This is a genomic window from Actinoplanes sp. NBC_00393 (assembly GCF_036053395.1).
Lineage (GTDB): Bacteria > Actinomycetota > Actinomycetes > Mycobacteriales > Micromonosporaceae > Actinoplanes.
Genome location: NZ_CP107942.1, coordinates 221,085 through 244,067 on the forward strand (window position 1 = coordinate 221,085; position 22,983 = coordinate 244,067).

A 22,983-nucleotide genomic window follows, 5' to 3' on the forward strand; every position below is an offset into this window, starting at 1 on the left:
CGACGCCGGGAGCCAGCGGCGAGGTGCTTCGCTGGCGATTCCTTGACCACCAAGGGCCCCGGTTGGGCGCCCAACCCAGCACCTGCACGTTCCCGGGTCGCCAACAGCGTCCAACGGGGCGACGGATCAGGCGTCCCGGGTTGCCCGCCGCGTCGGAATCTCCGGACGCAGCTAGCTGCGGTTGGGCACCGGCATTGCCTGGTGCCTAGCGCCACGGCGCCTGGTCGAGCTCGGTGACGGCCGGTCCAATCGAGTCGTGGCGCTCGGCGGTACCAGGGGAACCCAATCAACCTCTCCGGCGCGTATGGCGACGGCAAGCCGCAACTCCGCCGCGCGCCGCCAGGCGCCGGCGAGAGCAACGCTGATGTCGAGCTTGTCGGCGACCGTAGCGAGAGCGACGCCGTCGAGCCGGGTGCTGGAGATCAACAGGCACTCGTCGGGCGTGATGATCGCCGCGGCGACCGCTCGGGCGAGTACCCAGTCAGGGTGATCCCACGGCTGCTGAGGCGGCAGCGACCACGACCCAGCAACCCGGACCGCGGCGGCCTCCGACTGCCGGCTGATCGCCTGTTTGACCGCTCGGGCGCCGGCGTCGATCAGCTTGCCGGCGATGCGGCTCTGGCGGATGTCGAGAGTGCGCATTCGGTCGAGGAAGCCGGTCAGCAGTTCGCTGTCGCGGTCGCTGGAGTCGCCGGTCCACCCTCGGCCGAGCCGACCCGCGGTGCGGCGAAGCCCCGGCATGGCGACGCCTACCGCGGCGAGCACCCAGGCGGGCCCGTCACGGCGTGCCCTGGTCACCAGGTCGCGCCAGACGTCGTCGCGGACGGCCCGGGGTGTCGCGTTCGAGACGAGCAGATTCTTCAGCTCGTCCAGCGGCAGCTGCCGGTCCGGAAGCCCGGCGAACGGCCGGCCGTCGAAGGTGAGCGGCCGCGGCTGGCAGGTGAGCAGGTCGAAGGCACGTTGCGCTGCGTCCAGCGGCGTGGACGGCCAGGACTGGCCGGTTCCGGCTCGGCGGGAGGTGGTCATGGCGTGGTCACTCCTTGATGACGGGGGAACGACATCCAGGAGCGCACGCCGAGCGAACCGGTTGACCAACAAGTCACCGGCGGGCCAGACCCCGAATTGCCGCCCTGAGTTGGCCTGTTGGGCCAGCTCAGCGCGGTACTGCTCCAGTGCAGTACGGGTTCCGACATCGCTGGACACCGATGCTGCCGTCGTCGCAGGCAGGGCCGCCGTGTTGGGCGTGGTTGGTTCTCGTTGCCCGACGATCCCGCATAGGGATCAGGGACGGAGCCGGCCCCGGCTGGGCCAGTTGACTGCCGGTTGGCGGCTGCGCCCGTGCTGTCGACGCGTGGTGGGGCTGCGGTTGGGCCATGCGTTGTTGTGAACACGGCCGGTCCGGCACGGAAGCCGAACCTGCGTATGACAGAAGAAGAACCTGAACTCGACCGGGACGCCGCGGATCCGCTCGCGCCGTCCGCGCTGATCGCAGCCGGCTCCATCGCCGTGGCGTCCTGGGAACCGCCGATCCCGATCTCCGTCTGGCGTGTTCCCGGCACCTACCCCGATCCGTACGAACTCACCCCACCGGTCGCGGCGTCGCTGATCGGCTTCTACACCAGCCCCGGCGATATAGTGGTGTCGATCGGCCATGATCCGGCGCTCGCTGGTGCGGCCGGTGCCGGCGGCCGCACCTATCGCTGGGTTGCCGGGACCGACGCGCTGAACGGCCTGCAGCATGTGACCGGCATGGTCTCGCTGATCGTGCTGCCGTGGCCGCCTCATGAGCAGCGGACCGGGCTGAGCCAGGAGCGGCTCGTGCACATGTTCGGTGCCTGCCGCAGGTTGATGCGTTCCGACGGCTGCACCATCGTTGCCCTGGCCGCGACTGGCAGCGAGACCTACGCGGAACACACCACCCCGATGCTCCCGGCCGCACGGCTCGCCGGGTTGGGCTGGTCGCAGCACATCGTCGCGATCACCGATCAACCCGATACGCCCGTCGCGCACCGGGACGCCGACGGCGCCCTGCACATGGACTTCCTCGTCTTCGCGGTGCACCGGAGTCGCCATGCCTGAGCGGGAACCGAAGTATGGCGTCTGCGACGATCCGTTCGTCGCAGCCGAGCAACCTGCGTCGCAGCGGCCGGCGATGGCATCGTTACTGGTCGGGCAGCGCAGCCTCATCGCGCAACGGCGCGGCCGGTACGTCGCCGGATCCACCGCGCATCCGGACCGGATGGCACCGGACCTGGCGGCCACGCTGATCCGTGACTACACGCGCCCCGGCGACCTGGTCGTCGACCCGTTCGCCGGCGTCGGCACCACCCTGATCGAAGCCGCCCACGCCGGCCGCGACGCGCTCGGCGTCGACTGCGACCCGGGTTGGGTCGCGCTGGTCCGCGCCAACATCGCCCTCGCCCGCCGCAACGGAGCCACCGGCCACAGCCGGATCCTGCGCGGCGACGCCACCGAACTGCCGCACGGTGTGCCACGAGAGCTGCGTGGCGCGGCCAGCCTGATCCTCACCGCGCCGCCGTCCAGCCGAACCATGCCCGGGCGTTCACAACGCGTCCGCGCGTCGGCAACGCCGCCCGCGCCGCCCGGAAGATCGTGCCGACGCGACCGCGTCGACCTGATCGACGGCATCACCGCCGTGTTGCTGGGTTGCGTGCCGCTGCTCAAGCCGGGCGGGCTCATCGTGCTGGTGTCCACGCCGCACCCGCGCGACCAGGTCCTCGACGCCGCCTCGGACAAGATCGTTCAGCAAGTCGCCGCCGACCTGAACGTCGTCGCCCGCCGGCACGCCGCCCACGCCGTACTGCGGGACGGACAACTCACGCCGTACGGCGCCAGCCGGCAAACTCGACCGGCCACGACCCACGGTGACAAGAAGACGGCTGTTGCCATCCGATACGACGACATCGTCGTCCTGAGCCCTGCAGCTACGCGCGTGACGAGGCGGCGGCCTTGAACGGCCGCCCACTGCGCAAGGCCCTTCCGGCGGTGCCCGGCTGGCATGATCTCGACTCGGATGTGCCAGCAAGCCGCAGTACGTCGAATCAGTCCACCGGTCTGCCGCTACCGCCGATCATCACGCGCAGGCCTGCCCATCCGATGTTCTTCGCCGTGTCCGTGGTCGACAGCCGCGGGCGAGTCGTCGCCGCCAGCATCATCGACACGCTGGGATGGCGGCCGGGACACGTTGTCGCCTTCGCCGTCTCCGAGGAGCAGGTCGTGACAGTGCAACGGCCGCTGGGAACGGCTACCCCGCGGAGTCTTCGGGGGACGATCCGCCGTAGCGGGCGACTGATTCTTCCGGCCACGCTGCGCCACCGGGCCGGAATCAATCAGGGGAATCGCCTTCTGCTGGCGGCGAACGAAACCTCGCAGCTCCTGCAGATCTATCCAGCACTGGTGCTTGCCGCCATCCTGCAAGGCCACCACGACGTCAACTGGCGGGCGCGGTGACCGTCCCAGCAGAATCGTCCGCAGCCGCCAGCATCGCCACGATCACCGCCCTGCTGAACCACCTCGGCATCACCCCCGAGCAACTCCTCGACCAGACGTCCGGGCCGAAGCCGGAGCCGCCAACCTTCGACCAGTACATTCCCCAAGTCGCCGCCGCGGTCAGCCCAGGCACCCGCCGTCTGTACGAGACCTACTGGCGGCGGGTCCGCGAAAAGTGGGGCAACCGACGCATCGACGAGCCCTCGCCGCTGGAGATCAGGCAGCTCGCGGAGGAAGTGCGCAGCACCGTGGTGGCTCGACGCAACGCCCGGGGTGGCAGATCAGCGGCGGAGCACCTCATCGCCGCCCTGCGCTGCCTCTACCGGTACGCAGCCGCCGACCGGTTGATCGACAAATCGAAGAACCCGGCGGCCCGCGTCGCCAAACCCCGGCGGCAGGCCAGCACACGCCGCGCGCTTCCGGACAAAGGCCTCGCGCAGATCATCGAGGTCGCCGCGAGCACCGGCAACGATCCCGACCTCGACTCGCTCATCCTCCGCCTGCACATCGAGACGGCATGCCGACGGGCCGGGGCCCTCGCCATCCAGCGCAGTGATCTCGACGTTGAGCAATGCCTCGTCCGGCTCCACGAGAAAGGCGAAACCATACGATGGCAGCCAATCTCGCCCAGCCTGACGGCAGCTCTGGTAGCGCACTTCGCGCAGCGGGGTGATGGGCAAACGGAAGGTCAACTGCTGCGGTACCGCAACGGCCAACCGATCACCCGCCGCCGCTACGACTACCTCTGGCAGCGCATCGGCAAGCACCTGCCCTGGGTGGCCACCCAACAGATCAGCACCCACTGGCTCCGTCACACCACCCTCACCTGGGTCGAACGCCAATTCGGATACGCGATCGCCCGCGCCTACGCTGGCCACAGCGGCAGGAGCGACGCCGGAACTACCTCCAGCTACATCAAGGCGGACGTCGAGGAGGTCGCCGTGGCGTTGTCGACGCTCAGTCGGGAGGCGCATCCGCTAGCGCTGTCTCAGCGAGATCGTTCTCGCCAGTGAGCCGCTGATGGGCTCGCGGGTTCCCTGATTGCCGCAGTCCTGTCCCAACAGGGCGGTTAGCGTGTTCCCGTAAACCGACCGGACGTTGATCTTCGCTTCGTGCTCTTGGTCAAGGTTTAGATTGAGTTACAACCTGGAACAGCATGGGCCAACCGATTCCGAGGTCTTGGCGGCTAACCTCGCTGGCGTCGAGTTCGGTCTCGATGTCCAGATGACAGGTCTAGCGGCTCCGAAGCGGCAGCCCCGGGCAATCGCTGTGGTACGAAAGATGACCTCTGAGCGGAGCCTGGCTACGGTCGATGGCATGACTGATGAAACGCGTATCGCTCTCAAAAACCTGCTCTGGTTGCAGGAGAACCGCGACGGCGTCGAGATCGACTGGAACACCGACACGCTCAGCTACGGCGACGGCGGCGGTGTCCTCGACCTACTGACCGAGCCCGGCTTTACGCCGGCTACGGCGATGAAGGCCTGAAGCTGTAGCCGGCCGCCCTCCGGGTCACGGATACCCTGCTTCTGGTGTTTCGGACGGGGGTTCCTCCAACCCGCGGCGGAGCCACGCCTTGTACTCGGGGTCAAGCTTGCGAACAGCGTCCTTGAGTTCGTCTAACCCTCGGTTTGTTCGCTTGATCTCTTGGACCAGGGTGTGGAAGGAGGTTTCGCCGATCCACACGTCGCGCAACGCGTCCAAGTCGACGTCGTAAGTTTCAGTGGGAAGAGCGCCGAACGGGCCGTCCGCCTCCACCCTGAAACTGAAGACTGTCGGGAATTTGCCATTGAATATCACTCCTCCGATTCCAAAGAGGTGCTGCATCCGGTGCCCGGGCGGCATCACCAGGACCGGGTCTGTGAAGATCCGCCACTCGTGCATCTTCTTGCCATCGGATCGGATCAGCTCGGTTGAGGGCGTAATGCGAACATTGCGGGCCGCTGTCTTGCCCAGGTTCTCAACGACCAGCACCAGCACGCTCGGGTCTGTGCGTCCCTGCTGGATGGACACCACCACGGCGGGCAGCAGCGCATCGCGCTCAGCCGTCCGCCGTTGAAATTCCACGAGCTCCGACTGCTCAACCTGGCGCAGCAATAGTGCGGTCTGCTCGCGGCTGACCTTCACCTGCTCGCGTGCTGCGGTAGCCTGCTCCCTCGCGGCTGCGGCCTGCTCTCGCGCTGACCTTGCCGACCGCGCGGCGAAGATGATTCCGACGAGCGCGGCGACTGCCACGAGTACCGCGGCTCGGTCGACGTTGAACCAGCGGATGGCGTCGATGAGGGCGTTCACCGGACGACCATACGATCTACTCGCTTCTCGTCTGATGCGCCGTATGGTCAGGCCCCTTTGATCCCCCGCTTCCTCGACGGCGCTTGAAGCGGCCCCCAGCGCCCATTAGGTCACCTTTGGTCGGTACCATGGCCGATTGCTTGCTCCTACGCATCCCTCGCCCGGTGAACGACTCCGGCAGGCATCCGGTCAGTGTTCTGCCGTTGCCGGTCTTGGATCTGCGGGTCGAGCGCTTCCTAGCGGCGCTCAACATTGCGTATCACTTGACCCTGCTGACGACTGCGCTTGATCATCCGGCTTTACTGCTGCCGGGCCTGTTGATCATCGACTCGCCGCGCAAAGCCATCGGTGCCGGTGATCGAGACCGCGAACTCGCCCACCGGATCTATGCCCGGCTGGTAACGCTCGCAGAAGCGTACAAGGACCGAATCCAGTTGATGGTGGCCGACAACGACATCCCCGCCGAGCACGTGACATCCCGCAACATGGTCGAACTGACCTCCGAGCGCTCGACCGTTCCGGGCGTCACCAACACCGGTGTTTGGACAAGGGCAGCGAGTCGAGGATCTCTAACCATCGTGTCGGAGCAACCAGCTCGTTGGCACGACGGGCCGACAGCGAAATCTAGCGGCCCGCTCCGGGCTCGAATCTCGGATGCGAAGGTCGCTCACGTCTGGACGGCTCTACTACACAACCGCCCATCTGCAAGTCCAACGGGAACCGCCTATATGAACGAGCCGGACAAATGTAAGCGGAGCGCGGCTAGATTAGCGGCGCGGGAGGGACTCCGCCGGCTCGGCTGAGATACGTTCTTCGGGAAAGAATCGAACGGCGACGGTGAACGGTCGCATCCGACGAAGCTACTAGTGCAGCGTTGAACGGCGCCTCGAGCGTCGATGGCGGTCAAGGTGAGCGTGACAGAGTTTGAGGAAATCTCTTCTGCCCGGGTATTCGCTGCCCGGCAGGCAGATCGACTGCGTACGCCAATGGTGCAGGAAAGTCAGCTACCGCTACGGGAGCTGACACCCGAAGTATTCGAGCGGTTGGTGGCGGAGTTTGCGTTGCAGGTCGAGGGTTTACGCAACGCGCACTTCTACGGCAGAAGAGGACAGAAGCAGTACGGCCTTGACGTCGTCGGCACCACCAGGGATGGAAGGACGGTTGTCTATCAGGCGAAGCGCTTTCAGTCGATCACGATCGAGGATGTCCGTGAGGCAGTTGAGGCATACGCGGGGAAGCCGGACAGCCGTATGGACCCGTCGACGCGGCGGTTCGGAGCCAGTCAGTTCGTCCTGGCTACCTCGGCGCCCATCGAGGAGGACACGGGCTTTACTGACGATCTGCTGTCCCTGTGCGCCAAGTACGACGAACGAGGGCTCGCGGTAGACGTCTATGGTGCCGAGCACCTGTCCCGGTCGCTGCGTGATGCGAGCGGTCTGGTGTACGCCATCTTCGGCCCCGACTGGTCGCGGGCCTTCTGCGGCGTCGAACCCCCTCCGCCGACACCCGGCAGGCCGTCGGCGTACGGACTGCTGGAGGGCCCCTTGGAGGAGCTGGGTCTCGCCGAGGTGCCCTCTCGCGCGAGGACAATCGCCCAGCAGGATCCGGAAAACGGAGCGCAGCTGCTGGCGAGCATTGCGGGCGAACTGCGCGCCCACGGCTACCGAGGACATGCCGACACCTTCATCCGCGAAGCAGCACAGACCCTGCTCGATGCCGGTCTCGCTGCGTTGGCCTCCGACATCTTGTGGGATGTCGCGATGTCACGATTCTTTCTCGGCGCCGACTCGCCACCGGATGTGCGTAGCCTGTCGGCACACCTGCCTGACGACCCGGTGCGGGCGGCCCGGTGGGCCGCGCTCGATGAAGTTAGCGCATGGTACGGGTGGACGAGCAGCCCTGCCGCGATCTTTCCTGCGTTGGACATCCTGCGCGACGCGGACGATTCGGAATACGCCGTCCTAGCGTGCATCGCGATGGAACAGGCCCTCACCGACGGACTGTTCACCGGCGCATTCTCGGCACCCCCGCCGACTAGTACGGCCACCGCGGACCCCAATGACAGCAGCACCACCGCGAACCGATTGCTTGATCACGGCCAGCATGCGGCGACGATCTGCCGCGACCGGGTATGGCGGTGCCGCTTACGCTGCGCCGTCGCCGACGCCAGCCTTGACCGGCTGGAGCGGGCCCCGTCGACCAGAGACGTGGCGTCCCACTACGACAGCATTGTGATCGACGCCGGAGCCGGCCGGATACCGCCGGCGGCCGCGGCACTCGCGTTCGCCCGATGCGCCCGCGCGTACGCCACCGCAGGCGATGTCGAGACATCAGTTGACCACTGGCGCCGAAGCTTTATGGAATCGGTGCGTGCAGAGTATGGCGGCGACGCCCGCAGCGCGATCACCAGCCTCGAGCAGACCGCGTCCCTGGCCGGTTTGCCGGACCTCACCGCCCTGTCGAATGTTCTGGCCGGCATTCCGGACCGGCGCAGCTTCCTCGGAGGCTCATACGACAGCTACCTCAGCGCGCTGGAGGATCTCCACAGCAGCCGGTTGCGCGCCGCGATCCGGCAGGCGCGGCGCAGTCTGCTGCAGGAGCGTGCCGGTGGGTACATCAGTGGGGAAAGGCTGACCCGAAGGATCCTGTCCGACGTTCTCGAAAAGGCAGCGCGGCCGTCGGAAGCCGTCGTCCAGGCGGTGCTTGCCGGAGATCACAAGTTGGCAGTAAGGCAGGCCGACGGGACCCAGGAATGGATCGACCTCGTGCCGATCGCGCACGCTGGGCCACCGTGGGTCGCAGCGGCAGCGATCCGTGTACTCGCCGCCCAGCAAGAACTCGTCCCCGATGACCGGATCGCCGAGATCGTCGACCTTATGCTCGTCCCGGCCGAGGTGGCCTGGCAGACGTGGCACCTGCTAGCCGTGCCACCCGTCGCTGCGTTCAACGCACTGGCCAGTTTCGCGTTCCGAGTGGACGTCGCTCGGGCAGAACGGTTGGTTGCCCTTGCCGAACCGGGGATGTCCCAGGAATCGGTTTACACGAAGCAGGCTGCTCTGATTGTTGCTCGCATCGCCGTCCGGTTCCCCGAGTACGTGGACCGCGCGGTCGAGTTGTTCCGTTCCGCCATCACCGCGTACACGATCGGCGATGACCTGTGGTCCGTGATCCGGCAGCTCCCGGACCTGCTCGCGCCGCTCACCGACGACATCCGCGCCAGTGCGGCACGCGGGAATCATCATGCGGTCCGGACGCTGAGCGAATGGGGTATCGCGACCACGGAGACGCGTCGGACTGCGCGCGAGAACGCGTACCGGCTATTGCGCACGCCGATCGGCCGGGTATCCAACAGCGTCGGACTAAGCGTCTTTAGGGAGAACACCGCGCAGCTAGTGCGGGCGCTCGTCCGATCCGGCAACGACGACGATGGGCCGCTGAACCTTCAGCTCCCTCCCGGCGATGAGGCCGATGACCGCCTGCCCAATGACGATCATGCGGCGATCGGCGTGCTAGTGGCCGGCGACGTGACCGACCTCGCGGCAGCAGTCGTGGACAAGCTCCTTGACCTGGCCGGCGACCATCTCGCCTCCGGCCAGAGCCGCGCCGAGGCAGTCCGCGCTGTCGTGGCAATGCGTGACGTGGTTCCCCCAGCCCGGGCGCTGGAGATCGCGGAAGCTTTCCTCCGCCTTTCCCGCGAGGTCGGGCTTCACCCGCTCGATGCGCTCGCGTTCACCACAGATCCGCTGGCGTCCGTCCGCATGACGAACCCACCGGAGACATTGCAGGCAGCGGCGGCGGACGCCGCCAGCCGGCTCTACACCAGAGCTAAAGCGGCCGACCCCGCACTCGGCGACGACCAGACTGCGGCTCAGATCGTCGAAGCCGCCGAGCCATTCCTGCGATCGGACAACGACCGTGAATGCGTCGCTGCGGCGTGGGCCATCGGCGAACTGGCAAGTTCGGACGCGTCGCTCGCCAGCCTCGCGTGGCATCGCCTCGCCGACGTACGCGTGTTGGCGATGAACGTTTGGGATCGCAACATCAACCATCCCCTAGCCCTGGTCAGGCAACTCGCCGCCGATCCATCACCGAAGGTCCGCGCTTCGGTCGCGCGCCGGCATGCCGCACTCGCCGCCGCAGCAGAAGGCCAGGCGATCCTCGCCGAACTCGCGGTGGACCCGCACCACGGAGTGCGGGCGGTCCTGGCCAGGAATCAACTCGCGCCAGAAGATTCGCCGGACTGTGTCAGCGCTTTCTGAAATCTGACCCTCTATGGGTTCGGGAAAGTTAACCCCCTGACCTGCGGTTATGAGCGTTTGGTGCGTGTTTCTCTGGCGAGGAGTTCTCGCCGGTGGCGGGTTCGGTAGGAGTCGCCGGTGAGGGTGAGGACCTCGGCGTGGTGGACGAGGCGGTCGATCATCGCGGCGGCGACGATGTCGTCGGCGAAGGTCTCGCCCCAGCGGCCGAACGGCAGGTTCGAGGTGACCATGATCGAAGCTTGTTCATAGCGTGAGGCGATGAGCTGGAAGAACAGGTTGGCGGCGTCCTGGTCGAACGGGATGTAGCCCACTTCGTCGACCACGATCAGTTTGTAGCGGCGGATCTTCTTCAGTTCGGCGTCGAGCCGGCCGGCTTGATGCGCGGTGGTGAGCCGGGTGATCCAGTTGCTGGCGGTGTCGAACAGCACCGAGTAGCCGGCGTGGGCGGCCTTGATGGCCAGGCCGATGGCCAGGTGGGTCTTGCCGATCCCGGGCGGGCCCAGCAGGAGCACGTTCTCGGCCTTGGCGACGAACGTGCCGGTGGCCAGGTGCGCCAGGACGTCGCGGCGTAGCGACGGCAGGTGGTCGAGGTTGAAGTCCTCCAGGGTCTTGACCTGCGGGAAGTGGGCGGTGCGGATGCGCATCGTGGTGCCCTTGGACTCCCGGTCGGCAACCTGTCGTTGCAGCACCGCGGCCAGGTATTCCTCGTGCGACCAGTTCTCCTCGCGGGCCTGGACGGCCAGTTCCTCCCAGAACGCTGCGATGGTGGGGGTCTTGAGGACCCGGGTCAGATAGCCGATCAGGGACGGGAGGCCGTCACCGGCCGCAGCCCGGGCTGGTGTTCTGTTCTTCGTCGCTGTGCTCACTACTGGTTACTCGCTTCCGATGGTGGGTTGAAATCGACGCCGAACAGGGCGTCGTAGTCCGGCAGCGCCCGCATGCTCACGGCGTGACCGTCGGCGTGGTAGCGGGTCGCGGCCTGCCGGCGGCGGCGTTGCTCGGCGAACTCGCGCCGCAGAGCGGCGGCGGTCTGCTTGTGGCCCGGGTCGGTGACCACGGCCTGTTTGGCCCAGCACCGCTGATGCCAAGCAACGAGGTGGCCGTCGCAGTGGACGGCGACGGTGTCCAACGTGGCGGTCACGTCGACGAACCGGCCGATCACCCGCGGGTCGACCGAGTAGTCCACGGTGTCGACCCGCACGTAGTAGTCACGGCCCAGCCGCACCCGCTCACGAAGCCCGACCGCCGGTGCCGTCGGCGGCAGGACCAGCAGCGACGGATACTCGACGTCGAGCAGGTCGACCGGCCGGCCCTGGATCGAGCGGACCGTGCGGGCGTTGGCGAACGGCAGCCACTCCGCGAGCTGGGCGTTGAAGTCGCCTGGTGAGGCGAACGTGCGGCCGGGCAGGAACGAGGTCTCCAGGAATCCGTTGGCGCGTTCGACCATGCCCTTGAACTCGGCGTCTCGCGGTGGCGCCAGCTGGATCCGGGTGGCGAGGGTGCCGGCGAACGTCGCCGCCGGGACGCTGACCCGGCCGGTCCCGCCGATCGCTGATTCCCGGTCCCACAACAGCGTGCTGCTCACCCGGCCGACGCCCTGGATCAGCAGCCACATCCCGGCCAGGATGTCACCGGCCTGCCGTGACGGGATCATCACCGCGGTCATGAACCGGGAGAATGCCAGGGTCATCACCAGCACCGGCAGCATCCGGTCCTGCCCGGCCGCGACCGGGATCCGCGGTTCCGGGAACCACAGGTCACACTGGGTCAACCGGCCCGGCTCATAAACCACCCGATCCACCGGATCCACACCTACGTACTCCGGCCGGATCCGGGTCAGCAGCTTCTTCAACGGGCTCAGTGAGTGCGGCCAGCCGATCCGTCGGGCGATCTCCGGTGCCGGCATCCGCGGCCACTCGGTCAGCAACGCCCGCACCCGCGGTTCGAACGCGTCGGTCACCGACCCTCGCGGCGTCCGCTCGTACTTCGGCGGCCGGTCCGAGGCCAACGCCGACCGCACCGTGTTCCGGGCGATCTTCAGCCGCCGAGCGATCTCCTTGATGGGCACGCCCTCGGCTCGATGCAGCCGACGGATCTCAGCCCAGTCCTCCACCTTCAGCACCCCTTCCAAGATCAAGGAGGAGGGGGGTTAACTTTCCCGGATCCCTACGGGGTCACTCTTCAGGAAGCGGCGACAGACTGAGCAGCACCCTTCCCGAGTACGTGCTGGTCGTGTCAGCGACGGCACGCGGCGGGTGTACGGCTCGTACTGGAACAAGCTGGTCGCGCAGTGGGGGGAGCGGCGGCCGGATGAGCCGACGCCGTCGGAGATCGAGAATTTGGCCGAGGTGATCCGGGCGACGGTCGTGCCAAGGCGTAACGCGCGGGGTGGTCGGGGTTCGGCGGAGCATCTGATCGCCGGGCTGCGCTGCCTGTACCGGCGGGCCGCCGCCGACGGGCTGAGCCCGGAGACGTGTAATCCGGCGCTGAAGGCGGCGAAGCCAGGTCGGCTGCCGAGTGCGCGTCGGGCGGTGGCCGATGTGCGGCTTGCGGAGATCAATGAGGTGGTGGCGTCGACCGAGGGTGATCCAGTGTTGGAGAGTCTGTTGCAGCGGTTGCACAGCGAGACGGGGTGCAGCCGAGGGCAGCGCTGGCACTGCGGCCGACGGACCTGGACGACGAGCAGTGTCTGATCCTATTGCGGAAGGAGGGCGACACGATCCGATGGCAACTGGTGTCCCCGGCCCTGTCGCCGACAGACCCTGATGCGGCACCTGCGCAGCATGCCGACGACCGTGGCGCGCAGGAGGATGGTCAGCTGTTGCGGTATCGCAGCGGCCGTCCGATCACCCGTTGCCGGTATGACACCTGTGGGCGCGGATCGGCTGGCATGTGCCTTGGCTTGCGGTGCAGCGATCGGCTTCCCGGTCTCCCGGACCAGCCGCACCGCACCATCTCGGAAGTCCTGATCAAACCTTCGTCGTGTCTCAGCCATCGCCGGTCACCAATCCTTTAAGGCGATGCCTCCATGTTACGAGGGGAAGCTAACCACTGGCTTCCACTGACATGGCCACTCAGTCGGCCAGAGCTCGTTCAAGGTGAGAACCTCCGGCGGCGGTGGTCCCGGCGAGCGGGGAGACGAACAGCCGCGGAGGTTATGGAAGAACGCTTGGCCCTTCACCGCTGCAGGAAGGTCGAACGGCGCCCATGATTGGTCAAGTAGGGCAGCTCAGAAGCCAGGCATAGTTAGTGAAGCGTCCAATAGCTGCAGACCGGCAGGATGCCTTGATTATCCCATCGAGACCTCGGCTTGGCCGTTCCACTCGATGACCAGCTACTATGCGACACATGAGCACCCATGTGATGCATGGATGCTACGTGAAAGTGTCCGAGGGGGGACTTGAACCCCCACGCCCTATACGGGCACTAGCACCTCAAGCTAGCGCGTCTGCCATTCCGCCACCCGGACCTGCTCAGTACAGCTTAGCGGAGCCGTCGTCCTGGCTTTCACCTGGGTTTCCGGCTGCCCCGCGGGCCGCACAGGTGAGAACTGTACACGGCGCGGAACGGCCTACAAAGCAGGGGTGGGGGACGGACATTCCGGGGCATAAAACCGGTCGACCTGGCGGGTGGGGGACGAACCGGGCAGCATGGCGGGCGTGGCGCAGCCCTCACCGCTGACTCCGGCGCTTCAACGTGCGCACGCCCTGGTCGCTGCCGGTGACCTGGCGGGGGCGCGAACCCTGTTGGAGCGGGCGGTTGAGCTGGGCCGGGCGAATCTCGGGGACGACGATCCGGACGTGGTCGCCACCCAGCGCGAGTTGGCCGCGGTGCACCGGCGGGCGGATGATCCGGCGGCGGCGCGGCGGGCGCTCGAGGAGGCCTACGCGGCTGGGCAGTGGCGGCTCGGCGACAGTGATCCGCTGTTGCTGCAGATCTCCTACGATCTCGGCGTCGTGGCCGAGGAGCTGGGCAACCGGCACGAGGCCCGCAAGGCTTTCAGCCGCGTGGCCGGCCACGGCCCGGCCGTTCTGGGGCCGCACCACTGGGCGGTTGCCCAAGCGCAGGCCTACCTAAATCAAGATCAAGACCCCTCTTCGGTACGCAAGAAAGCACCGCCATCGCCCGCCTCCGAGACGACGACGGACCGAGTCCCTGCGGCCTCGGCTGTGCCGGCACCCCGACCTGCGCCGGTCGAAGCACCTCCGCCGCCTCCGGGCAGAGCGAACGGGGTCGAGGCCGGGGCCGGTAGGACGGATCCGTGGTCGGCGCCGCCGCAGCGCAGCGGCCGGGCTGACGTGCCGCGGCCCGAATCTAGTGCCGTCAGTCTTGGGCCCGCCGAGGAGTCCACCGACCGGTGCGGCGAGCAGCCGGCGGGTCAGGGCGGTGAGGCGCTCGCCGAGCAGCGCGGTGAGCTGGCCGCCGAGCGGCGTGGCGACCACCCGGCTACCGCGCATGGGGATGAACGGCTCGCCGAGCAGCGCGACAATTCGTCGTCCGAGCAGCCCAGCGAACTGCCGACGGCACAGCATGGTGAGTGGCCCGCCGGGCAGCGCGATGAGTGGCCTTCCGGGCAACCTGTTGGGCAGCGCGGTGGATGGCCTGCCGGGCAGCGCGGTGAGTGGCCGGCCGCGGAGCACGCCGAGCGGTCTACTGAGCAACGCGGGGAATGGCCGGCTGAGCAGGCGGGCGGGCGGCCTGATGAACGGCCCGGCGGGCAGGCGGTCGCGGCGTGGCCGGGTGGACGGCCGGATGAGCAGCCGGCGAGCTCGGAAATGGCGATCTGGAGTGGGGCGCCAATCCCGGCGCCCCAACGGTCGCAAAGCCTCTTGCGCGGGGCGGGTGGGCGTAGCTCGTACCGAATAGGGGTGGGAATGGCCATCGCCGCGGTGGTGGCCGGGATTGTTGCGGTGGCCGCGCTGGTGTTTGTGCTTGTGGATCGGGCGAGTGAGCCTGCGGCCGCGCCAGGAAGCGTGCCCGGCGGCCAGCCGGCAGGGGCCAGCGGCCAGCCGAGCGTGCCAACTCGGGCGAATGTGTCAAATCTGCCGAGTGTGCCAACTCTGGCCGGGGAACCGCCGAGGAATGTGCGTCTGGATGACCGCGGCGACAGCGTTCAGATCAGCTGGACTGACCCGGCGAAGGGGCGGGCGCCTTTCATGGTCACGATGGGGCGGCCGGGGCAGCGGCTGAAGCCGGTTTCGCAGGTCGGAGCTGGGCAGACGTCGTTCTTGATGGGTGGGCTGAACGAGGGGCTCGACTACTGCTTTGCAGTGGTGGCAGTCTATGCGACGGACCGGTTCGCCAGCTCGGATCAGGTCTGCACGCGGCGGTCCTGAGCGTCTGTCCACAGCGGCACATCGCGGGTATCGACGACCGCCAAGATTTCCCTATGATGGCTCGGTCCTGACCGGCTGTGACGAGGGGATCACGGTGGTGAGCAGTTCCGACGCCTCCAAGACGCGCCGTGGTCACCTGGTCACGATGGGTGTCGTGGTGGTGTTGGCAGCTGCGCTCGGGCTGACCGTGCGCGGGCTGGGGTCCGCCGACGAGGCACTGGCCAGCTTCGACGCCGCGTCGTGGGTGTGGAGCCGGGAGCGCGGCGAGGTGGCCCGGGTCAACGGGGTCACCGCCAAGGTCGACACCCGGGTCGACGTGGGGCCGGCGCGCGGGCACGGGGTGCAGGTCAGTCAGAGCGACCGGTACGTGATCCTGCGCGACGTGGACACCGGCGCGATCGCGACCATGGATCTCGCTGACCTGCAGGCGTTCTGGCACGGCCAGTCCGAGCCGGGCGTGGGGATCAGTGTGGCGCTGCACGACGACTCGGCGTTCGTGATCGATGCGGTGCAGGGGCGGGTGCAGCAGGTCGATCCGGCGTCGTTGCAGCCGGTGGGGGAGCCACTGCAGTTCCCGCCGGGCATCACCGGCGGGGTTTTCGACGGCGCCGGGCGGCTCTGGATCGCGTCGCCGAGCGAGGGCACGGTCACCGAGATCGCGCCGGGGGAGACCGCGCCGAGTCGCGAGCGCACCGAGGCGGTCGCCGAGCCCAGCCACGACCTGGCCGTCACCGGGCTGGCCGGCGGGGTGGCGGTGCTCGACCGCACGACCAACGAGCTGACCCGGATCGGTGCCGGCAAAACCACCACTGAGCTGCCGCTTTCCGGGCCGGGCGTGCTGTCGCCGCACACCGACGGCGACACGGTCGCGGTCACTGTGCCGGCCGACCGACGGGTCTATGCGGTGGACGAGCGCGGCGTGCGTACCGATGTGGTTGTGCCTGGTGAAGGCCCCGAATTGAGGCCCGCCGTGGCCTGGGAGGGCTTTCTCTATGTCGCCGATGGCGACGTGGTCCACGTTTTCGACGCGGACGGCAAAGCTCGCGAGGCCATCCGCATTCCGCAGCCGGGCGGCGATCTGGAACTCGAGGTACGCGAGAACCACCTCTTCATCAACGCTCCGGGAGCTGCCACCGCCCGCGTCGTCGACGACGCGCACCGGGTGCAGGTGGTCGACAAATACGCCGACGACGTCCTCGGCGGTGACGCGCCCCCGGTCGTCCCGCCCGCGCCGCCGGAACGCAAGCGCAAACCGCCGAAACCGGCCGTCGCCGAGCCGGGCGCGCCCCGCAACGTGCGCGCGTCCGCGGGCAACGCCGAGGCGCGGGTGACCTGGCAGGCTGCCGCCGCCAACGGCGCTGCGATCAGCAAGTACGTGGTCGCCGGCGCCGGGCGCACCTTTCAGGTGGGGGCGGACCAGCGGTCCCTGGTCGTCACCGGGCTGGCCAACGGCGAGACGTACCGGTTCCGGGTGCACGCGGTGAACCGGAAGGGTGACGGGCCGGGGCGCAGCAGCAACGCGGTCCGCCCCACCGCTGAGGTCCCGGATCCGCCCGGTGCGCCGGTGGCCGTGGCGAAACCGGACGGCACCGTCACGATCAACTGGGCGGCGGCTGACGGGCAGGGACGCAAGATCAAGCGGTACACGGTTACCGCGGTCGCTGAGGGAGGGGCCACGCCGCTCGGCGAGGTCACCGGCACCTCGCTCACTGTGCCGGGGCTCGACTACGGCCGGCAGTACGCGTTCACCGTGGTGGCGGTGAACGACCGGGGTGCGGGGTCGAAGGCGTCGGCGGTCAGCAACAGCGTCGTGCCGTTCACGAAGCCGGGGCGGCCGGAGGGCGTCCAGGCTGCGACGGTTGGCGACCGGGCCGGGGCGGTCAAGGTCGCGTGGGGTGTGGCGGCGGACAACGGGCGGCCGATCAGCAGATACGTGGTGACGGCCGGTGGCAAGGACACCGACGTCACCGGTGGCACGGCGGTCACGCTCACCGGGATGGGCAACGGGCAGAACATCGCGGTGCGGGTCGTGGCGGTCAACGAGGCCGGCGAGAGTGAGCCGGTGAGCGCGTCCGCGCGTACGGTGGCGGTCCCCACGGTCACTGTCACCCGGGTGACGCCGACGTTCAACGCGGCGACGGTCACGTTCGCCGTGAACCCCGGCGGAGGCGCCGCGGCCTGCGCGCTGACCGTCTCCGGCGGTGGCAAGGGCGCCACCGGCAGCTGTACCGGACTGAAAGCCAGTGGGCTCAAGCCGAGCACGAAGTACACGTTCACGGTCAGCGCGCGCAACGCCGCCGGGACCGCCACGAAGGCAGCCTCGGGCACGACGGCCGCCCTGTACGGCACGGCTACCTGCGTCAACGGGGACAGCGGGGAGCAGAAGACGTACTGCGACAAAGACGTCGACGGGCGCAACGGCAACGAGATCTTCGAGATCGCCCAGCAGGTCAACGGCCGGCAGGCGGGCTGGGCGAAACCGGGGACGCGGCTCAAGGCGTACTGCAAGAAGGCCGGCGAAGAGGTGTACGCCTTCGTCTACAACAAGAACAAGCGCAGCACGTGGTGGATCCAGGTCGAGTACAAGGGGAAGAACTACATTCCCTGGGCCTGGCTCAACCTCGACGGCGGCGACGACCTGAAGGACCTGCCCACGTGCTGAGCCCCGCCCATGTCAACGGATTCGCCCAGGTAGCCGCACAACTCGCCGACCGGATCGGCGAAGTCGTACTCGGCAAACCCGAGGTGGTCCAGCTCGCCCTCACCGCGCTGTTCGCCCAAGGCCACGTGCTGCTCGAGGACGTGCCCGGCGTCGGCAAGACCACGCTGGCCCGGGCGCTCGCCGCGTCGGTGCGCGGGCAGTGGCGGCGCATCCAGTTCACGCCCGACCTGCTGCCGTCCGACGTCTCCGGGGTGACGATCTTCAACCAGGCCAGTCGCGGGTTCGAGTTTCATCCGGGGCCGGTCTTCGCCAACATCGTGATCGCCGACGAGATCAACCGGGCGTCGCCGAAAACGCAGTCGGCGCTGCTCGAGGTCATGGAGGAGCGGCGGGTTACGGTCGACGGGGTGCCGCATCCGGTGCCGCAGCCGTTTCTTGTGGTCGCGACGCAGAACCCGGTCGAGATGGACGGGACCTACCGGCTGCCGGAGGCGCAACTCGACCGCTTTCTGGTGAAGCTGTCCGTCGGCTATCCCGACGAAGAGGTGGAGATCGAGGTGCTGCGGGGCGCGGCCGGGCGGTCGGCGGACGCTCTGGAGCCGGTCACCGACACCGACACCATCGGGGAGATGGTGCGGATGGCGCACGGTGTGCACATTGCTGACCCCCTTTATGCGTACGCCGTACGCCTCGCCGCGGCGACCCGCAACCATCCCCAGGTGCGGGTGGGGGTCAGCCCTCGCGGGGTGATCGCGCTGACCCGGGCGGCCAGTGCCTACGCGCTGATCCACGGGCGGGGCTATGTGCTGCCGGAGGACTTCAAGGACCTGATCACGCCGGTGTTCGCGCACCGGGTGCTGCTGTCGGCAGACGCCCAGCTGCGCGGGGTCACGGCCGTCGAGGTCCTTGCCGACGCGGTGCGGGCGGTGCCCGTACCGTTGCCCGACCAGCGCGTCCCCGCCGCACCGTGACCGCCCGCGGCATCGCCCTGCTGGCCGCCGCCGTGCTGCTGCTCGCCGCCGGCTTCCGGTACGGCTACCCCGACCTCGCCCTCCTCGGCGCCGCCGCCGGCCTCGCGGTGGCCGCCGCGCTCGCCTTCGCCGCCTGGCGCCCGCGCCTCGGGGTGTCCCGGACCGCCGAACCGGAGCGGGTGGCCCGCGGTGACCCGGCCGCGATCACCCTCACCGTCCGCAACAGCAGTCGGGTACGGGCGGCCACGCTCGTCGCCGTCGACCGCTGCGGGCCGGCGTCCGTTCCGGTGCCGTTGCTGCGGTTGCGGCCGGGCCGGGATACCACCACGACCTATCCGGTGCCCACCCATCGGCGCGGGCTGGTGCCGGTGGGGCCGCTCGGGGTCACTCGTCGTGATCCGCTCGGCCTGGTCCGGGTCTCCCGGTCCTACGGCGGGACCGTCACGGTGCGCGTGCATCCCCGGATCCATCCGCTGCGGGCCGTGCCTGCGGGGATGACCCGCAGCCTGGACGGGCGGGCTGACCGGGTGCCGCACGGGAGCATCACGTTCGACGCGCTGCGCGAATACGTGCCGGGCGACGAACTGCGGCGGGTCCATTGGCGCAGCAGCGCCAAAGTGGGTGAGCTGATGGTCCGCGAACAGGTCGACACGGCCGAGCCCACGCTGGTGGTGCTGCTCGATGATCGCTCAGAGGCGCACACGCCGGACTCTTTCGAGCACGCCTGCGAGGCCGCGGCCTCGGTGATCACGGCGGCCGTGCGGGAGGCGTTGCCGGTAAGCCTGCACCTGGTGTCTTCAGCAGCGACCGGCCCGTTCCTTGACGTGCTCACCGAGGTCGACCTACGCGATGGCGACCTCAGCGCGGTCCTACGCCGGATGCGATCGCAGCGGCTCGGCGACACCCTGATCTTCCTCACCGGGCCGGCCGGGCGGGCCGACCTCGGCGCGGTCAGCGGCCTGCACGGCACGTACCCGGTGGTTGTCGCCGCCCTCTTCGACGACCGCGACGCGGCCACCGAGCCCGCCGCCGGCCTGATCATCATCGAAGCCGCTGACGGCGCCGAGTTCGCCTCCGCTTGGGACAGCGTGCGCGGATGGTGAGACAGCCACACCTTGCCGCCGGGCTCGCGATGCCCGTGGCGAGACAGCCGGGCCCGGCTCCCGCGCTCCGGGCCGGATCTGCGCTGCGGGCGGTGTGCGGATGACCCGGTGGTTGCGAGCCGCGACGGTGCCGGTTGCCCTGGCCGGAATGCTTACGCTAGCCGGTGCCGTGCTCGGGCGGATCTACTCGGATGACCTGCTTCTCCAGCTCACCGCGGGCGCCGCGGCGGCCTCGGTCGCCACCGGCGTCATGGCGCGCCGACTGCCGTCGTGGACCGCGGCGCCGATCTCCGCGCTGCTGCTCGCCGGGTACACCATCCTCGCCGTGCACCTCGCGGCACCCGCCGGGATCACCGCAGCCGTGTTTCGCGACGCCGTCGCCAACGGCATCCCACGCCTGCTCACCGCGCTGATCCCGGTCGAATCCACGCCGGACACCGTGGTGGCGCCGGTCGTCGCTGTCTGGCTGACCGGGCTTACGGCGATGGAGATCGTTGTGCGCGGAGAGCGGGTCCTGCTCGGCTGCCTTCCGCCGGCAGTGCTCTATGCGGCCGCCCTCTACGTGGTCGGGCCGAATGCTGGGCCGGCGACCGGGTTCAGTCTGGCCTTCGCCGGGCTCGTCGCAGCGGCGTTGATCGGTGGCGCGCCGGCATCGCCTCCGGCGTCGGCCGGGCTTCCCGCCCGCGTGCGAGCGCACGCGCTCATCACCGCGGCGGCAGGCATGGCGGCCATGCTGGCGTTGGTCGTGGTGGCCGGGCCGTGGGTCAGCCGCCAGGTTGCGGCAATTCCGGCAGACCCCCGGCGGTACGTGGAACCACCGCGCGTGGACAACCTGGACGAGGGCCCGCTGAACCGGATCTCGGGCTGGGCGCTCACCCCGGACCAGCCCCTGCTGGAATTCCGGCCGGCCCCGGCGTCAGGCAGCTCTCCCAGCAGGCCAGCGGTCGGCAGCCCTTCCGATCGGACTGCTGGCGGCGGCCTTTCCGACCCGACGTCTGCTGGCGACCTTTCTGAACGGCTGGCTGCCGACAGTGCGCAGTCCGACGGTGAGCAGGTTCGGCTGCGGCTTGCCGTCCTGCCCGACTACGACGGGGTGACCTGGCGGGTCGGCGGGCTCTACCGCAATGCCGGGCGGGTGCTGCCGGACCAACCGGCGCTGCCCGGCGCGACCTTCACCGACGCCGGGCAGGAGATCACCGTGACCGGGTTGACCGGCCGCCTGCTACCGGCGATCCCCGCGCCGGTGACGGTTTCCGGGGCGCGGGTGGCCTACGACGCCGGGACTGGCACGCTGATCCGGCCCGAAGGGCTCACCTCCGGGCTGCGTTACACAGCCACCTCGCGGGTGCAGACGCCCGACCTCAACCTGCTGCCGATCGCGGAGGCGCCGTCCGGCGATGCGGTCGCTCGCTATCTCACCGTCGGCGCCGGGGTGCCGGCCCCGATCCAGCGACTCGCCGAGCACCTGGCGGACGGCAACGGCGGCGCCTACGACCGGGCGGTCGCGATCGAGGAGTTCATCGCCGAGCACTACCGGGCGGTGGCCGACGCACCCAGCGGGCACGCCTACCCGAATCTGACCCATTTCCTCTTCGGACGCGCCGAGCAGGGCGGCCGAGCGGGCACCTCGGAGCAGTTCGCCGCCGCGTACGCCCTGCTTGCCCGCCTGACCGGCCTGCCCAGCCGCATCGTCGTCGGCTTCGCCGCGCCAGCCGCGGGCGGCGCTGTCACCGGCGGTGACGCGCTCGCCTGGCCGGAAGTGTTGTTCGACGGGCTCGGCTGGGTCGCGTTCGATCCGATGCCGAAGAGCGACGAAGCCCGCCCGGTTGAGGAGGACTTCGCCCTGCAGCCCACCACTCCGCCGCCGACCCCGTCGGACCCGCCCACCGCGAGCGAGACACCTTCAGCCGAGGGTTCCTCGACGCCGGTTGCACTGCCTGCCGGCAAGGGTTCGCCCGCGCTGGCGGTGGCCGGGGGAGCAGGCGGATCCGCGCTGGTGGTGGCGGTGACAGGTGCACTGGCGGTGGTGCGGATGCGGCAGATCCGACGGCGTCGCCGGCTGTTCACCGGGGATCCCGGCGACCGAATCACCGGGGCGTGGCTGGAACTCACCGACGCACTACGCCTGGCCGGTCGCCCTCTGCCCGCTCACCTGTCAGCGACCGAGGCCGCGGAGTTCGCCGCCGCGCTGCCATCGCCCGCGCATCGCGGCGCCCTGCTCCGCCGCGCCGCTCCGCTTTGGCTCCGGAACGCCGGCAGATCAGCGACCGCAGACCCGCCGGCGGCCAACAGCGAGGGCGAGCCGGCGGGCCAGGGCGGAAGTGAGCCGGTGGGCCATGGCGAGGGCGTGCCGGTTGCCGGCGCTGGGGTGTTGACGGTGACCGAGGACCGCGAGTTCGAAGAGGTCCGCGAGCCGCTGCCGCCGTTGGACGGGCTTGTTGCGGCGGTCAATGTGGCTGGGTTTGCGCCCGGTCGGGCAGACCCCGCTCAGGTGGACGGCGCGACCACGGAGGTGCTTGCCTTTTGTGCGGCGTTGCGCCGGCGGCGTCCGTGGTGGGCGCGACTGTGGTGGAGCGTTCGGCCCGGTCCGTTGCGCTGGCACCGGTAGCTGGCACCGGTAGCTGGCACCGGTAGTCGGCGGCACCGGTAGCCGGCACCGCTCGTTGGCACCGGTCGCTGGCACCGGAAGGAGGGACGATGCCGGGCTACGAGGACATGAGTGCGAGGTACAGCATCAGCGCCGCGGCGGCGAGGATCAGCGTGACTACCAGGATCTGCAGGAACTTCATCGGGTGCCGTTCCGGGGTAGGCGGGGCAAAACGGCCGTCTCACGAAGGGGGCAATGTACTC

At 69.0% G+C, this 22,983-nt stretch carries 17 protein-coding genes and 1 tRNA gene; 13 read left to right on the forward strand and 5 right to left on the reverse strand.

Annotated features, from left to right (window positions below; all coding sequences use genetic code 11):
* Positions 1-171: 171 nt before the first annotated feature.
* Positions 172-1,026, reverse strand: coding sequence for a hypothetical protein (locus OHA21_RS00945; RefSeq protein WP_328469115.1), 855 nt, complete (start codon positions 1,024-1,026; stop codon positions 172-174).
* A gap of 396 nt (positions 1,027-1,422) precedes the next feature.
* On the opposite strand from OHA21_RS00945, the gene OHA21_RS00950 reads away from it, so the two are divergent.
* From OHA21_RS00950 to OHA21_RS00970, 5 genes are all read left to right on the forward strand, one after another.
* Positions 1,423-2,079, forward strand: coding sequence for a hypothetical protein (locus OHA21_RS00950; protein WP_328469117.1), 657 nt, complete (start codon positions 1,423-1,425; stop codon positions 2,077-2,079).
* The gene (locus OHA21_RS00955; protein ID WP_328469119.1) at positions 2,072-2,974 is read left to right on the forward strand and encodes a TRM11 family SAM-dependent methyltransferase; all 903 of its coding nucleotides are present in this window, start codon (positions 2,072-2,074) and stop codon (positions 2,972-2,974) included. Before OHA21_RS00950 ends, OHA21_RS00955 begins: the two co-directional genes overlap by 8 nt.
* Complete coding sequence (locus OHA21_RS00960) at positions 2,971-3,471, forward strand: AbrB/MazE/SpoVT family DNA-binding domain-containing protein (RefSeq protein WP_328469121.1); 501 nt, start codon at positions 2,971-2,973, stop codon at positions 3,469-3,471. Before OHA21_RS00955 ends, OHA21_RS00960 begins: the two co-directional genes overlap by 4 nt.
* A complete protein-coding gene (locus tag OHA21_RS00965) occupies positions 3,468-4,523 on the forward strand; it encodes a tyrosine-type recombinase/integrase (RefSeq protein ID WP_328469123.1) in 1,056 nt (351 codons plus the stop codon). The genes OHA21_RS00960 and OHA21_RS00965 overlap by 4 nt, the downstream gene beginning before the upstream one ends.
* Positions 4,524-4,827: 304 nt before the next feature.
* Positions 4,828-4,998 carry a hypothetical protein gene (locus OHA21_RS00970; RefSeq protein WP_328469125.1) on the forward strand — a complete coding sequence of 57 codons (171 nt, stop codon included), beginning with the start codon at positions 4,828-4,830 and terminating at the stop codon, positions 4,996-4,998.
* Between the two features lie 24 nt (positions 4,999-5,022).
* Here the strand turns inward: OHA21_RS00970 and OHA21_RS00975 are convergent, their stop codons facing one another.
* The gene (locus OHA21_RS00975; RefSeq protein WP_328469127.1) at positions 5,023-5,802 is read right to left on the reverse strand and encodes a hypothetical protein; all 780 of its coding nucleotides are present in this window, start codon (positions 5,800-5,802) and stop codon (positions 5,023-5,025) included.
* 164 nt (positions 5,803-5,966) lie between these two features.
* Between OHA21_RS00975 and OHA21_RS00980 the strand changes: the two genes are divergently transcribed.
* Positions 5,967-6,605 (forward strand): hypothetical protein, encoded by a 639-nt coding sequence (locus tag OHA21_RS00980; RefSeq protein WP_328469128.1) that lies wholly within the window; start codon positions 5,967-5,969, stop codon positions 6,603-6,605.
* A gap of 93 nt (positions 6,606-6,698) precedes the next feature.
* Positions 6,699-10,061: a hypothetical protein gene (locus OHA21_RS00985; RefSeq protein WP_328469129.1), complete on the forward strand. Its 3,363-nt coding sequence runs from the start codon at positions 6,699-6,701 to the stop codon at positions 10,059-10,061.
* A gap of 47 nt (positions 10,062-10,108) precedes the next feature.
* On the opposite strand, the gene istB is transcribed toward OHA21_RS00985, so the two are convergent.
* Both istB and istA read right to left on the reverse strand, forming a co-directional pair.
* Positions 10,109-10,927 carry an IS21-like element helper ATPase IstB gene (gene istB, locus OHA21_RS00990; protein WP_328468907.1) on the reverse strand — a complete coding sequence of 273 codons (819 nt, stop codon included), beginning with the start codon at positions 10,925-10,927 and terminating at the stop codon, positions 10,109-10,111.
* A complete protein-coding gene (gene istA, locus OHA21_RS00995; RefSeq protein WP_328468909.1) occupies positions 10,927-12,183 on the reverse strand; it encodes an IS21 family transposase in 1,257 nt (418 codons plus the stop codon). Before istA ends, istB begins: the two co-directional genes overlap by 1 nt.
* Positions 12,184-12,400: 217 nt before the next feature.
* On the opposite strand from istA, the gene OHA21_RS01000 reads away from it, so the two are divergent.
* Positions 12,401-12,754, forward strand: a complete 354-nt coding sequence (locus tag OHA21_RS01000) for a hypothetical protein (RefSeq protein WP_328469131.1) — start codon at positions 12,401-12,403, stop codon at positions 12,752-12,754.
* Positions 12,755-13,446: 692 nt separating this feature from the next.
* Here the strand turns inward: OHA21_RS01000 and OHA21_RS01005 are convergent.
* Positions 13,447-13,530, reverse strand: a tRNA-Leu gene (locus OHA21_RS01005).
* A 190-nt stretch (positions 13,531-13,720) separates the two neighbouring features.
* Between OHA21_RS01005 and OHA21_RS01010 the strand changes: the two genes are divergently transcribed.
* The 5 genes from OHA21_RS01010 (at position 13,721) to OHA21_RS01030 (ending at position 22,741) form a co-directional block, all read left to right on the forward strand.
* Complete coding sequence (locus tag OHA21_RS01010) at positions 13,721-15,397, forward strand: tetratricopeptide repeat protein (RefSeq protein WP_328469133.1); 1,677 nt, start codon at positions 13,721-13,723, stop codon at positions 15,395-15,397.
* A 67-nt stretch (positions 15,398-15,464) separates the two neighbouring features.
* Positions 15,465-18,059 carry a fibronectin type III domain-containing protein gene (locus OHA21_RS01015; protein WP_442875231.1) on the forward strand — a complete coding sequence of 865 codons (2,595 nt, stop codon included), beginning with the start codon at positions 15,465-15,467 and terminating at the stop codon, positions 18,057-18,059.
* Positions 18,053-19,030, forward strand: a complete 978-nt coding sequence (locus OHA21_RS01020) for an AAA family ATPase (RefSeq protein WP_328469135.1) — start codon at positions 18,053-18,055, stop codon at positions 19,028-19,030. Before OHA21_RS01015 ends, OHA21_RS01020 begins: the two co-directional genes overlap by 7 nt.
* Entirely contained in the window at positions 19,027-20,133 is a 1,107-nt protein-coding gene (locus tag OHA21_RS01025; RefSeq protein ID WP_328469137.1) for a DUF58 domain-containing protein, read from the forward strand. Before OHA21_RS01020 ends, OHA21_RS01025 begins: the two co-directional genes overlap by 4 nt.
* Positions 20,134-20,233: 100 nt before the next feature.
* Entirely contained in the window at positions 20,234-22,741 is a 2,508-nt protein-coding gene (locus OHA21_RS01030; protein ID WP_328469139.1) for a DUF3488 and transglutaminase-like domain-containing protein, read from the forward strand.
* The last annotated feature ends 242 nt before the right edge of the window (positions 22,742-22,983 follow it).